Source organism: Streptomyces lacrimifluminis (genome assembly GCF_014646095.1).
GTDB classification, from domain to species: Bacteria; Actinomycetota; Actinomycetes; order Streptomycetales; family Streptomycetaceae; genus Streptomyces; species Streptomyces lacrimifluminis.
This window is the reverse complement of sequence record NZ_BMMU01000012.1, coordinates 233,561-247,165: the sequence shown is the minus strand read 5'-3', so window position 1 is coordinate 247,165 and position 13,605 is coordinate 233,561. Positions and strand designations below refer to the sequence as shown.

The 13,605-nt window shown below is 66.9% G+C and carries 6 protein-coding genes and 3 pseudogenes; 1 reads left to right on the top strand and 8 read right to left on the bottom strand.

All coding sequences use genetic code 11. The annotated features are described in order from the left end of the window. From IEY89_RS20160 to IEY89_RS42225, 7 genes and pseudogenes are all read right to left on the bottom strand, one after another. A pseudogene (locus IEY89_RS20160) lies at window positions 1–750 on the bottom strand (ISAzo13-like element transposase-related protein); the annotation flags it as partial. Between the two features lie 124 nt (window positions 751–874). Next, on the bottom strand, window positions 875–2,305 hold the full coding sequence (gene ltrA, locus IEY89_RS20155; protein WP_189148827.1) for a group II intron reverse transcriptase/maturase: 1,431 nt from the start codon (window positions 2,303–2,305) through the stop codon (window positions 875–877). A 552-nt stretch (window positions 2,306–2,857) separates the two neighbouring features. Next, a pseudogene (locus IEY89_RS20150) lies at window positions 2,858–3,886 on the bottom strand (ISAzo13 family transposase); the annotation flags it as partial. Continuing rightward, complete coding sequence (locus tag IEY89_RS40750) at window positions 3,807–4,262, bottom strand: transposase (RefSeq protein WP_373287263.1); 456 nt, start codon at window positions 4,260–4,262, stop codon at window positions 3,807–3,809. The gene IEY89_RS40750 and the pseudogene IEY89_RS20150, both read right to left, overlap by 80 nt. Window positions 4,263–4,268: 6 nt before the next feature. After that, the gene (locus IEY89_RS20140) at window positions 4,269–5,195 is read right to left on the bottom strand and encodes a reverse transcriptase domain-containing protein (protein WP_229695321.1); all 927 of its coding nucleotides are present in this window, start codon (window positions 5,193–5,195) and stop codon (window positions 4,269–4,271) included. A 46-nt stretch (window positions 5,196–5,241) separates the two neighbouring features. Then, window positions 5,242–5,679 (bottom strand): reverse transcriptase family protein, encoded by a 438-nt coding sequence (locus tag IEY89_RS40745; RefSeq protein WP_229695320.1) that lies wholly within the window; start codon window positions 5,677–5,679, stop codon window positions 5,242–5,244. Window positions 5,680–6,291: 612 nt separating this feature from the next. Next, window positions 6,292–6,405: pseudogene (locus IEY89_RS42225) on the bottom strand (IS701 family transposase); the annotation flags it as partial. Window positions 6,406–6,609: 204 nt separating this feature from the next. Here IEY89_RS42225 and IEY89_RS40740 point away from each other — a divergent pair. Further along, entirely contained in the window at window positions 6,610–7,050 is a 441-nt protein-coding gene (locus tag IEY89_RS40740) for a hypothetical protein (RefSeq protein WP_229695319.1), read from the top strand. A 391-nt stretch (window positions 7,051–7,441) separates the two neighbouring features. On the opposite strand, the gene IEY89_RS20120 is transcribed toward IEY89_RS40740, so the two are convergent. Then, a complete protein-coding gene (locus IEY89_RS20120; RefSeq protein ID WP_189148824.1) occupies window positions 7,442–13,591 on the bottom strand; it encodes an RHS repeat-associated core domain-containing protein in 6,150 nt (2,049 codons plus the stop codon). Window positions 13,592–13,605 lie beyond the last annotated feature (14 nt).

Genomic DNA, 13,605 nt, shown 5'->3' with positions numbered 1-13,605 from the left:
GCCTCGTGCGTTGCGCACACCATCGGCGTCACCCGATCAGTGGCCACTCTGAAACGGCTCACTGTCAGCGACGGTTTCCGCGAGGGTTGTTCGGGCGTGCAGCTGTTCCAACGTGCGGGCGGGCGATCCGGGTATCGGCGTAACGAGGATCCGGTGCAGGTCCAGGAGCCGTTTTGCGTCCTGGTACCGGATGGACAGGTTGGTGCGCTTGACGCCGAGTAGTTGGGCCAGGAACGTCATGGTCACCGCTCTGCGGCGGCGCAGGATGGCTGCCAGGAGCCGGTGGGTGTGGTCCACGCTGCTGGTCTGGGGGTGGCAATAGCTGCGCGGGCGGTGGAAGCGTCGCTGGAATGCTGCCTCGGCCAAGGCGTCCCAGAAAGGCTCCGAGACCGCCACCAAATACTCGAAGGCGGTTCGGGACATGCCGGTCAGGGCCGGATCCGTGAGCATCGCGGTCAGGGCCGGGTCGGTCCGGTGTGTCGTGGCCGGCGCGTCTGGCGCTCGCGGTGGAACGGGAGACAGTGTGTAGTTCCAGTCACCGTGGAAGGTGTTGGGTGTGATCGGAAGGGCGTGAAACTAGGCGGATGTGACGCTGATGCCGAGGTCGTAGCTGCCTGTGTCCAGTTCGGCCCCGACGGTCAGGCCGGTCTTGGTTGTCGTGGCGGCGATGGTCTCAAGGACGACCTGGTAGCTGGTCAGCGGCCGTCCCCGCCAGTTCGCGGTGATGTGACAGAACATCCGGTGGTGAAGTAGGCCCGAAGCGCGGTCTCGTCTTTCGAGCGAGCCGTTTCTTCGGGCCTCTTCCCGCACCCGGCGTGCCACTCTCATGGCACCGGGCGCTCCACAAGTCCCGTCTCACTGCCCCTGTTGATCTTCATCTGGTGGTCGGCCAGGGGGAAGGTATGACCGTTCCCCGGTATCGGTAGCGCGTCGTGCGTACCTTGCCGGGATCGAACAGTGTCCGTTCCTCCCCTGCTGGCCACCATCCGCCGCCGCAGTAAAGACGGCGGAGATCCTTCCTGTTGATCCGGAGGTGTTTGCGACGCAGCCACTTCATGACCTGGCTCCACGTGTACGAGCTCAGGTACTGGAAGGTTGCGCTGGACACCCCGGGGCGGAAGTACATGCACCAGCCGAACAGCATCCGGTTGATCTGGATGAGCAGTTCGTCCAGTGGCAGGCCGGTGGCCGTTCTGCGGCGTACCGCCTTGACCTTGCCCATCGCGGCCGTCAGGGCCTTGCGCGAGGGGTAGGTGTAGACGTAGCTGCGACTGGATCCGCGCTGGCGGTGGCGCTGGATGCGCCACCCGAGGAAGTCCAGTCCCTCGTCGATGTGGGTGATCAGGGTCTTCTCCACGGACAGGCGCAAGCCCATCGTGGACAACACCTCCGCGATCTCCTCGCGCAGAGCTTCGGCGTCGTCCTTGGTGCCCTTGATCATTAGGCACCAGTCGTCCGCGTACCGGGCAAGCCGGTAGTTGGGGAGACCTTGACGAAGCCGCTTGGTCCGCGCCCAAGGCGTAGACCTCGGGCCTCCCGGAGACTGGGCGATGTGCTCGTCCAGGACCGACAGCGCCACGTTGCTCATCAACGGCGAGAGAATCGAACCCTGTGGGGTACCGGCGGTGGTCTCTCGAAGTACCCGGTCCTCACCGAGGATTCCCGACTTCAAGAACGCCTTCACCAAGGTCAGGACACGTTTGTCTCCGACGCGCTTGCGCACCCGGTCTATCAGAGCGGAGTGTGAAATCTCGTCGAAGCAGGCTTTGATATCGCCCTCCACGATCCACTCATACGACTTGGACGTGAAGAACCGCACCTCGGCCACCGCGTCATGAGCCCGGCGGTTCGGACGGAACCCGTAGGAACACGGCAGGAAATCCGCCTCGAAAATCGGCTCCAGCACCAGCTTCAAGGATGCCTGCACCACCCGGTCCGCGATCGTGGCGATCCCCAGTCGGCGCAACTTGCCGCCCGCCTTGGGGATCATCCGCTCCCGCACCGGCAGCGGACGGAAACTACGGTCCTTGATGCTCTCCCGCAGTCCGCCGAGGAACTCCCCGACGCCCGTCCGCTCCGCGATGAACGCCGCGGTGCGGCCATCCACCCCGGCGGTTTTCGCACCTTTGTTACCCCGCACCCGATCCCACGCGACCAGCAGGAACGCGGGATCGGTACAGAGGTTGAACAGGTCATCGAACCTGCGATGAGGATCATCACGGGCCCAACGGTGCAGCTTGGTCTGGATCTCCAGTACCCGTCGCTCCGCCACATACGTGACGGCCTCAAGTTCGTCGGTATTCACCGGCGAAAACCTCCTGGTCTTCCAGCACTTCGGCCACTGACTTGCTGGCCCCCTTCGCCATGTGCGCGCCATTAACGCGCTCGGACTACTACGGGGCCTCCGCCACGTACGGGAGCCATCAGCCGACAACGGGCCTGCCCACCGGCTGACTGGATATCAGCCGGGAAAGGCGGTTCCAGCACGCTTCCCACGTTCACCACTTTCCGGTCGACGAGCGAGCCGCCCAGCTCTACCCCGACAGCATCGCCACGCCTACGCCGCAGGCATTCAACGTGGCCTCCTCACCGGCATAGAGAGACCGGCTTCGAAGTCGCCGCCCGACAGGCGGCGTGCGCTGCACCCGGCCCATATCCTCCAGATTGGAGCCGGTGGAACACTTACGGGACGTCAGGCACTGGTTCCTCTCGTACGGCGTCTCGTCTTGCTTGCCGGACCCGCGCCGTCTGGAAGTACCGACGCGCTCCGTCGTTGTCAGGGCTGCTCCTACCTCCCCGTGCGTCTCCACGGATCGGCTGCCCTCAGCTTCACCGGACTGCTGCGACAGTCCGGCGGCAGAGGTCTTTCACCTCTGCCCGGTAACAGTGGCGCCTCGTGGCGCACCTCTATCTTGTTCCACTTCGAAGTCCCCGGCGGTAGGTGACAGACCGTGATCTCTAGGCCGCTCTCTCGTGCGAAGGCGGCAAGGTTGCTTTTCCAGGTCCAGCGGCGGGGGTCGTTGGAGCCGCCGGAGTCGGCGGTGATCAGGAGCCTGCCGGCATTCGGGTGGTCCGCCCGTCCGTGGTGCTGCCACCAGCGTCGGATGGACTCCACCGCGAACTCGGCAGTGTCGTGGTCGGTGCCGACGTTGACCCATCCGCTGTTGTTGGCAATGTCGTAGATCCCGTAGGGGATCGCCATGGGCTGCTCGTTGGTGGTGAACGTGTGGCAGTCCACCTTGATCGCGTTCTTGCCCGGACGCCATGTTCGACCGGGCCGGTCTCGGTTGCCGAGCCATTCCTTGGCCTTGGTGTCGACGCTGATCACCGGCTGGGCGTCGTTGAGGAACGCGGCGGCGGTGGCATTCAGGTGGGTGAACTGGGCATCGCGGTCCGGATGGCTGATGCCCTCTGTTGTCTTCGCGGTTCCCTGCAGGCTGTAGCCCAGGGTGTGCAGCAGGTGTCCGACGGTTGAAGCGCTGACCGGGTGGCCCTGTGCGATGAGGGTCGAGGCCAGGGCCCGTAACGACAGCGTGGTCCACCGCAACGGGGAGACGGGGTCGCCTCTGGTGTGCGGCTCGATCAGCGACTCCAGCGCGGGCAGCAGGCCAGGATCGGTGTCTGTCAGCCGCTTGCGGCCCGCACCTGGAGCCCGGACCCGCAGGGTCGGTGAGGAGCAACCGGCTAACTCGGCCATACCTCGCGCGATGGTTGCAGTGCTGGTGCCGGAGGCGGCGGCGACCCGGACGATCCCGCCACGGCCGAGGGCCGTCGCCTCACTGGCCAGGTACAACCGACGGCGGCGCTCATCGAAGTGCGGCAGGATCTGATCGAACTTGGTCCGCAGAGCACCAGCGGCAACGCGGCCTGACAGACACGGGGTCATGTCTCAGACTCCCACCAACGCCCCTCTCCCGAGCACTTATTGAAATACGGGCCCCGGCGGTTCCGGAGTACTGCCGTTGGACTCCGGCGGAGGTAGTGCCCTTCTTCAGGAACCCAGTGTCGTCGATGATCAGTACCCCGTCGGGGCGGCCGAGGTGTTCGGCGATGTAGGTCTGCAGGTCGTCGCGGATGTCGTCGGGGTTCCAGCGGGCTCGGGAGAGCAGGTGCTGCAGTCCGTCCGGGGTGGCGTGGCCGGCGTGTTCGGCAAGTTGGTGAGGTCGGACCGGGGCGCCCTGCCGTCGTTGCCGTCGGTGGGTTTCCCCGGCCCGCCTCCCGAACCGGACGTGCCCGATTTCCAGGCATCCGGCTCTCCACAAGTCCTCTCAGACGGCCGCTGCCGTCGTGGTCCCGTTGGGCCAGGGCGAGGGGATCTTGTTGCCGCGGTAGAGGTAGCGGTGGGTCCGCACCTTCGCGCACTTGAACAAGGTCACCTCGTCGTCGGCGGGCCACCATCGGCCCGCGCTGTAGCGGCGGCGCAGGTTCTTCCAGTTGGACCGGCGGTGTTTGCGCCGCAGCCATCCGAAGACCTGGCGCCAGGTGAAGGCCGACAGGTATTGGAAGGTCGCGGACGACACCCCGTGCCGGAAGTACGCCGTCCAGCCCCGCAGCACCGGGTTGAGCTGGTGCAGCACGACTGCCAGCGGCAGGTTCGTGTCCTGTCGGCACAGCGTCTTGACCTTCTCCTTGACGGCTTGGAGGGCCTTCTTGGAGGGGTAGAGGTAGACGTAGTGCTTCTGGGTCCCGCGTTTGCGGTGACGCTGGAGGCGCCACCCCAGGAAGTCCAGCCCCTCGTCGATATGGGTGATGGCTGTCTTCTCCACCGACAGACGCAGTCCCATCGGTGCGAGTACTTCCGCCGCCTGGGTGCGTATGTCCTCAGCCTGCTCACGGGTCCCGGTCACGGCGATCAGAAAATCGTCCGCATACCGGAAGAGCCGGTAGTTGGCGAGGTTCTGGCGACGTCGCCGGGCCCGCTGGCCCTGCGTGAAGTTCGGCCCGCCCGGACTGGCCGCGATGAACTTATCGAGAACAGACAGGGCGATGTTGGCCAGCAGCGGCGAGAGGATCCCGCCCTGCGGAGTGCCGGTGTCGGTGTCCCTGGACTGGCCGCCCTCGCTGAGGATGCCCGCCTTCAAGAACGCCTTCACCAGGTCAAGAACGCGCCGGTCCCCGACTCGGCGGCGCACCCGGCCCATCAGAGCCGTGTGGTCGATCGAGTCGAAACACGCCTCGATATCCCCCTCCACCATCCACTCATAAGAGCTCTTGGCGAAGTGGTGTGCCTCGGCGAGCGCGTCATGAGCCCGGCGTCTGGGGCATCGGCTCCAGCACCAGCTTCAGGGATGCCTGGACCACCCGGTCCCGCACGGTGGGGATCCCCAGCCGACGGCGCTTGGCCGTCCCCGGCTTGGGGATCATCCGTTCCCGCACGGGAAGCGGGCGGAAACCACGGTCCTTCAGATCGGACCGCACCTCGTTGAGGAAGACCTCAACCCCTTGCCCGTCCTCTACGGAGCGAGCGGTCTGCCCGTCCACTCCGGCCGAGCGGGCGCCCCTGTTTCTCCTCACCCGATCCCACGCGATGAGCAAGAACGCGGGATCGACAACGAGATTGAACAGGTCATCAAACCGGCGATCACGATCGTCGGTCGCCCAACAGTGCAGCTTGGTCTGCATCTCCAGTACCCGGCGCTCGGCCTTGAGCAGCGCGAACTCCAGCGCGTCGGTATTCACCAGCGGCCTCCCGGCATTGCAGCATCCTCCCTGCCGACTTGCTGGCCCCCTTCGCCATGCACGGAGCTTTCCTCCGCTCGGACTACTACGGGGCCTCCGCCCCACCTGCGGCCCTCAGCCGGCAACGGGCCTGCCCTCGATCTCCGGACCGGATGCCCAGAAAGCGGGGGCGACCGCAGGCGGTTCCCACGTTCACCATGTGCCGATCGGCCAGGTCGGCGTCCCGCTACTACCCCGGCAGCATCACCACGCCTACGCCGCAGACCTTCAGCGTGGCCTCCCCACCGGCAGTTGGAGACCGGCTTCGGAGTTGACCACCCCTGTCGAAGCGAGCGGTCACGCACTGCACCCCGGGCCCATATCCGCCAGATTTGAGCCCGGTGCAAGACTTACGGGGCTTTACACGGATTCCTCTTCGTACGCCTTCTGGCCTTGCTTGCCGAACCCGACGCGTCTGGCAGTACCGCGCCGTCCCGGCGTTGTCAGGGCTGCTTTCCATCCTCACCGGCGTTCCCCGGCTCAGACTGCCCTCAGCTTCTACCCGGCCGCTGCGACGGCCCGGCGGCAGAGGTCTCACACCTCCACTCGGTCACACAGCGCCTCGTGGCGCACCCAGCTGTTCTTGCGGGCCACTGGGGCGAGCAGTGCGCGCACGTAGTCCCGCATGCGGCGGCGTGGTTCGACGCGGCCGAAGTGGTGCCCGATGGTGGTGAAGAGGTGGTCCAGGTCGCGGTCCCAGGTCTCGGCTGCCTGTTCGGTGATCACGACCCGAGGCTTCCCAGGCCCGGGGCGACCTTGCCGTCGTGGGCACTCCTTCGAGGGGCGTGTGGGCAGAAGCCGTCCGTGACGACTTCCCGCCCGCTACACTCCCACCGCTCGACGTTTCCCCAGGTCAAGCTACGAAATCCTGCTGGAGTATTAGCCACCGCGATGAACGATCGCGGCGAGGTGGTGGGCAGCAGCGCAGTCGCCGACGGCGGCTTCCACGGCTTCGTCTGGCGCCGCGGCAAGATGAAGGATCTCGGCGCGTTCCACCCGCTCGACATCAACAACAAGGGCCATATGGTCGGCAGGGTCGACGGCGAGAACACCGCCTACCTCTGGCGGGCCGGCAAGCTGATCAACCTCCGCACGCTGGGCGGCCCGTCCAGCTTCCCCACCGCCATGAACGACAAGGGCCAGGTCGTCGGCTTGAGCACGACCAAGGCCGGCGGCAGGAAGGCCTTCCTGTGGTCCAAGGACGCATGCGCAAGCTCCCGCTGGACGACGCCTCGGGCATCAACAACCGCGGCCAGGTCTCCGGCGGCAGGCTGCACGGCGCCACCGGGTTCCACGCCTCCCGGTGGCACAAGGGCAAGGTCACCGACCTGAGCGCCCGTGCGTTCGACCGCAGCAACACCTACGGCATCAACAACCGGGGCTGGACCATCGGCTGGACGCTCTCCGCCGACCGCTCCGAACGCGGCACGCTCTGGCGCAAGCGCAAACTGACCGACCTGGGCACCCTGAGCGGCTCGACCACCCGGCTCGTGGCGATCAACGACAGGAACCAGATCCTGGCCGAGTCACAGCTCGCCAACGGCCAGGTCCACCCGGCCCTGTGGCAGCGAGGCCGCTGGACCGACCTCGCCGCCAAGGGCATCACCACCGAAGGCGAGGTCGTCGACATCAACGACCACGGCACGATCGCCGCCTCCATCCGCCCCGTCTTCGGCATCTCCCACGCCGTCCTCTACCGCAAGACCCGCTGACGGCGGCTCGGCTACGAGAATCGATCCCAGCCCGAAGTCTTCGGGGCGAGCGGGTTCCGATAGGGGAGGTCGACGACGCGGACGTTGACGTGGTCGACCCACGGCCACTTGAAATAGCCGGAGTTCACGCCGTGTGTCACGCCGGCTTCTCCCACCGCGGCACCGAGACCAATACCTAGGGAAGCCTGTGCGTACGAGGCGAGCTCGCCGTCGAAGCTGCGCTCCACACCTGCCGCCAGGGTGCCCCCGCCGCCGAGGTGGCCGCCGAGGGACGCCTGGGCGTATGTGCCGCTTCCACCGTTGATCTGGTCCGCGGAGCCACTGTTGTACATGAGACCGATGTCCGCGGCGGCGAAGGCGCCTTCCGTGCCGAATTGCTTCACACCGGCGTTGAAGGTGAAGCCGTTGGAGTCCATCGAGAGGCAGGCGTTGGCCCCGGCACCGTAACCGGCGGCAATCGCCACCGATGGACAGATGGACGTCGAGCCCTTGGCGTCGGAGTTGTTCAAATCCTCCGTGACGATAGGCCGATCGAATTGTACGGGCTCGGCGGGCTTGGACTTGGACTCTGGCTTGGACGTGGGCTTCGCCTTGGGCTTGACGTAGCGCGGGTTGATGTCCCTCGGATCAAAGAGGTTCGGCTTCCTGGGCTTGTTGAGAATACAGCCAAAGCTGCCGAAAGGCGGGCACCGTCGTTTCCATACCCTCATCGAGGCCTTGTAGATGGCCATCTTCCAGTTGTAGTAGCCCATGGTCTTGGCGGCCGAACGGCTCGGTGCGGCATCGCTGCCATCGAGATCGATGAAGTACTTCAGACCATCCGGGTCGGTCATGGTGGTGGGGTTGTTGATGGCGTAGGCGTACGCGTTGAGCTGCTGCGGATCCTTGGGATCCAGAACGGGGTCGACGGAGAGGAAGCGGCCGAGGTTCGGGTCGTATTGGCGGACGCCGAGCTGGGTGAGGCCCGAGGGCAGTTCGGTGCCGCCGACGAAGCCGCGGGAGCCCGTCCAGGCGGGCTGGGTGCCGCGAGGGTTGCCGAAGGGGTCGCTGCGGCGCAGGGCCGTCGCGGAGTCGGCGGCGTTGACGATGACCCCGTCCGTGCCGTGGTGGTCGGGGCTGAGCCACTTGAGCCCGCCGGCATCGCGGACGGCGATCGTGCGACCCGAGAAAGTGTAGTGGCGGGTGCTGGCGGATCGGCGGGTGGTCTTGTCGTAGCGGATCTCGTCGCCGCCGAAATAGACGGTGGTGGCGCCGGTGTCCGTGCTGGCGATCAGGCCCTGATCGGCGTCGTAGCTGTTCGTGGTCGTGACCGAGCCCGAGGTAATGGTCTCGAGCTTGCCTTGCGGGCTCCAGGTCAGGGTCTGGGTCCCCGATGGCCCGGGCCGGGTGGTCATGTTGCCGGTCTCGTCGTAGTCGTAGGCGCCCGCGGCGGTCACCGCGGTCCCGCCTGCGGTGATCGAGGAAACCGTGTTGGGCTGTTCCTCGTCGTCGTCCGGGTAGTTGTAGCGGCTGGTGGTGGCCGTCGCGGCGGCTCCCGAGCCAACGCCGTGCTGGGTCGCGGAGAGCCGGTTGCCGACGGCGTCGTAGGTGTAGCTCGTCCAGTACGGCGCCGGTCCGCCGCCGCTGTTGCCCGGCGAGCCACAGGTGGCGGCGGTGGTGGTCCAGGCGTCGCTGAGGCGCCGGAGCCCGTCGTAGGTGAAGCACTGCACGTCGGCGGTGCCGATCTCCGGCCGGTCGGCGACCGAGGTGACGTTGCCCGCCTTGTCGTAGCTGTAGTTCAGATCCTGCACGCTGCCCGGCTGGCCGCCCTGACGCTGGACGACAGCCCGGTCGAGCCACCGGGTGCCCTGCTTGTAGTAGAAGGTCTGTGCGACCTGCTGGGCTGTCTGGCCTGATGCCGGTAGGTCACCGAACTGGATCTGGGACAGTTCGCCGAATTCCGAGTAGGCGGTGTCGTACACGTACTTGAAGCCGCTGTTGGCCTTCATCTCGAAGGGAAGGCCAAGGCTGTCGTAGCCGTAGGTGAGGGTCTCCTCTGCGACACCGGGCAATGCGGGCAGGGTGACAGTAGCCGGGCTGCCGTCGACCTTGTACGTCGACTTGGTGGTAAGGCTGATGTTCAGCGGGGACAGGCTGGAGGGCAAGGTGAGCGTCTTGCCGGTGGGTCGGTAGGCGGCGTCATATCCGGTGATCGCCGTTGTGTATTTCTCGGTGCCGACATAGCGAGTCGACGAGGTGAGCTGTCCCTTGAAGAGGGTGTCGTATGTCCAGTTCGCCAGCACCTTCGGGCCGTTGGCCGTCTCAAGGCGTTCCTCGATCTTGCGGCCGAGAGCGTCGTGCCGGTAGCCGAGGGTTTTGCCACGTGCGTCCTTCGTCGAGGTGAGCTGCCCGGCGTCATCGTAGGTCTTGGTGCTCTGGCCCTTGTCCGGGTCGGAGATGCCCACCTGCCGGCCGAGCAGGTCATAGGTGTAGCGCCACGTGCTGCCCGCGGCATCCGTGATCGTTTCGATCTCGCCAGTGTTGGTGTAGGTGTAGCGGGTCTTGTTGTGGTCGCCGGTCGGAGTGGCCGCGGCATAGAACTGGCGCTGCTCGCTGAGCTGGCCTCTGGCATCGGTGTAGGTGGTGACCGGCGTGCCGCCCTCAGGCGGAGTCGTCTCGGTGCGGTCGCCGAAGTACGCCGTCGTCGTCTTGTGGAGCTCGGTGCCGAGGGAGTGCACGGCCGTCACGGTGGGTCGCTCTGCCCCGTCGAAGGTCGTACGGGTCATAGCGGGCACCTTGGTGTCATCAACGCCTGCGAGCGTGGTGCCAGGTGTTCCGGTGTCGGCGTAGGGTCCGTTGGCCTGGACAGCCAGCCCGCGGGAGTCGTACAGCGTGTCGGTGAGCACTCGCAACGGCCCCTGACCGGCTGGCCCGGGTCCCACCGCCTGCTTCTGGCGAGAGCGCAGGAAGCCGTCGAACAACTCGTAGCCCGTCTGGGTGTTGCCGTTCGGCTTGAGGACCTCCGTGGACACCCAGCTCGGCCCGTCGGGGCGGACTCCGTAGGCGTAGCGGGTGTTCGGGCTGTCGCCGCTGTCCTTGCTGCGGCCGGGCTTCCACACTCCCACCAGCCGGCCCAGCGCGTCGTACGTCAGATCCGTGCGCCGGCCATTGGGATCGGCGACCTTCACCGGCCGGCCCAGCACAGGGTCGAGCGTGGTCGTCGTGACATGGTCGTCCGACAGGTTGGCCACGTCCATCGGGTTGGTCGCCGTCGTGGACGTCGGCAGACCGGTCTGCGGCGAGTAGCTGGTGGTGGTCTTGCGGTTCAGCGGGTCGACGGCTTCCAGAACCCGGCCGTAGCCGTCGAAGGTGGACCTGGTCTTGGGGATGTAAGTGGCCTCGCCGTCGACGTACGCCTTGAGCTCCTCGACCTTCGTCGCGTCACCGGCCGTCGGTGCCGCTCCGAGGGCGCCGCCGTCATAGTACGTACGGTTATGGGAAACGGCGTCGCGGGGGTACGAAGGCGTGGTGCCGCAGGCGACGGCGTCGGTCCACTCCTCCGACACCAGCTCGAGCTGCCACGACGTCTCGTTGCGGGCGTAGCGGGTGGTGACGCACCGATTGTCGGTCGCCACGTCGACATCGCCGAGGTCGTTCACCTCGACAGGCAGGCCCTCGGCGTTGTACTTGGTGGTGACCTCGGTGGTGCGCAGGCCTCCGGGCTTCAGGGTCGTCCGGGTGGTCGTCTTCTCGACCTCGACGACATGGGACTTCAGCGTGCCGTGGATGGCCGTCGGATCGCGCTTCAACGGATCGTTGATCACGCTGGAGACCACCGGCCCCCCAGCCCCCTCGTAGGTGATCTGCTCGCGCTGGAAGCCGGACAGCTGGTCATCGTCGGGCCAGGTCGCACCCTGGGAGTCGGTGATCGGGTCGCCGCCCATTCCGCGGAAGTACTGGTGCAGCGTCGACGACTGCGTGACCTTCGTCGGGTCTCCGCTCAGGACGCGCACCTTCTCGTAGCCGCGGTATTGGCTCCACGTCCGGCGCGCGGCCGGGACCAGCGGGTTGTCGTCGTACTTCCAGGCGGTACCGCCGACGTACTCGTAGCTGGTCGTCTCGGTCTGCTGCCCGCCGACCCGGTCCTGGAGCGCGACCGACTGGACGCGGTACTTGTTCATCCAGTCGTTGCGCTGGATGTCGCCGTCCGGTGTCCAGATCGCGGGGAAGCAGCGCTTGGTGTTGCCCTGCGCGGCCGGGGGCGAGGTCGGCGAGCAGTCGGTGCCGTCGTAGTAGACCGAGACGGTGCCGCCGGACTCGTTGTTGATCTGGTTGATCCGCCACTTGTTCATCGGCAGCAGGCCGTCGGTGTCGGAGTTCAGCCGGTTCGGCAGCTGAGTCCCGCTGAAGGTGACCTTCGGCAGCTCGATGGCCTGGCCGACGATGTTGTCCCCGGACGCGAGCCCGGTGTGGGTGATGCCGTGCAGCCACAGCGACGGCGTGGTGTTGTCGGTGTTGGGCGGGTAGCTGTGCTCGAACGTCCACCGGTCGACGTCCTTGTAGGCGCTGCCGTTCCACACCTGCGTGGTGATGGTGGAAAGCCGCTTGGTCGACCAGAACGTCGGGGAGAACTTCGTCCCGCAGTTCTGCCCGTCTGCGCACGCCTGGTCGGACGGAACGTCCGGGCCGCCGCGCTCGGCGTGGTCCAGGACCACCTGGGCGGCCGGATGCTCCCCGTTTCTTCCGCCGTACTCGATGCGGTCCAGGATCCCGCCGCGGACGTACCGGGTCGTCTTCGCCCCGCTGAGGTTGCGACCGTAGTTGTTCGTCTCCGGCGTGTACGAGTACGTGATCGTGTTGCCGTGGGTGTCGATGACCTTGTCCAGGTTCCACCGGTAGGCCTGGTCGCACCACGACGCGTCGAACGTGGCCTGCTTACACGGCTCGCCGTCCTCGTTGCCGAACACCGGCACCGCCCACGCCGACGTCTTGGTCTGGCCGAAGAAATACTGGGTGCCATCGGTCGTGGTGAGCTTCCAGTGCTCGCCGACTCCCTCGCTGCCGCCCTTGTCGCCGTTGTCCACCCCGGTCAGCCGCTCGATCCGGCTCCCGTCGTCCTTCTCCGGCCGCCACCTGTTGCCGCCTGCGTACACGAGCCGCGAGGAGCGCCCGTCAAGGCTCAGCGACGCGTTGTCGGTCTCCCAGCACAGGTCCCCGGTCTTCTTGAGCGGGTCGGTGATGTCGTCGGCGCAGCCCATGTAGGAGCGCTCGATCGAGCCCGGCCACATGTCCCAGCCCAGGCCCATCGCCGAGGCCTGGTTGTTCGTCGCGGCCGTCTGGCCGTCCACGGACCCGGAGGAGTACGACAGCGACAGGTCCGGCTCCAGGCCGCCGGGGGCGGCGGGCACCTTCAGCGGATACGAGTAGGTGAAGTCGCCGGACTGCGTCGACACCGCCCACGAACCCGAGGGCGACAGCGACGTCGCCTTGTAGTCGCCCGTCTCCCCGTTCGGGGCGGCGGTGAGCGCGAAGGTCGAACCCGCCCTGGCCACCGTCACGTCCGCGGTCGCCGTCCCGGCCTCGACGTCGTTGGTCGTCGTCAGGACCTTCCCCGCCGACCCGTTGTTGGGGACCTCGACCAGGCGCAGCCGGGCCGCCCAGTCACCGCCATAGGCGTGCCGGAAGGACGAGTAGTCGACGGTCAGGGACACCTTGCCGGGTTCGGTCTTCCCGTCGGTACGGCTCAGCTTCAGCATGAGCCCGTCGACGCTCCGCCTCTTCGCGCTTGGGTGATCGATCATCTCCACCTGGACCGTGGGTGGTGTGGCCGACTTCCCGGCACCGCCCAGCAAGACCGATCCGCTGGCGGCACCGACCCATACCGGTAGCGCCTTGGCCCGGACCCGCCGCGCCCCGAATTGGGTCGCCGCCGCCGGTGGCGTCACCTCCGCCTTCCACGCGGCGGGCCACGACGCAGCCGGCTTCCACTTGGCCACGGCCTCGGCCACCTTGTCGGGCGGCGGTGCCTTGACGGGCACCTTGGCGGTGTCCACCAGGTGCGCGCGGTCCGGCTTGATCGGCGGCCAGCTCTCGTCCGCGCCCGCAGGCGACTGGATGCCCGCGACCAGCCCGACCACCAGGGTCACTGCGGTACCCGAAGCTATGAAACGACGCATGATCATGGCGACTTCCTCAG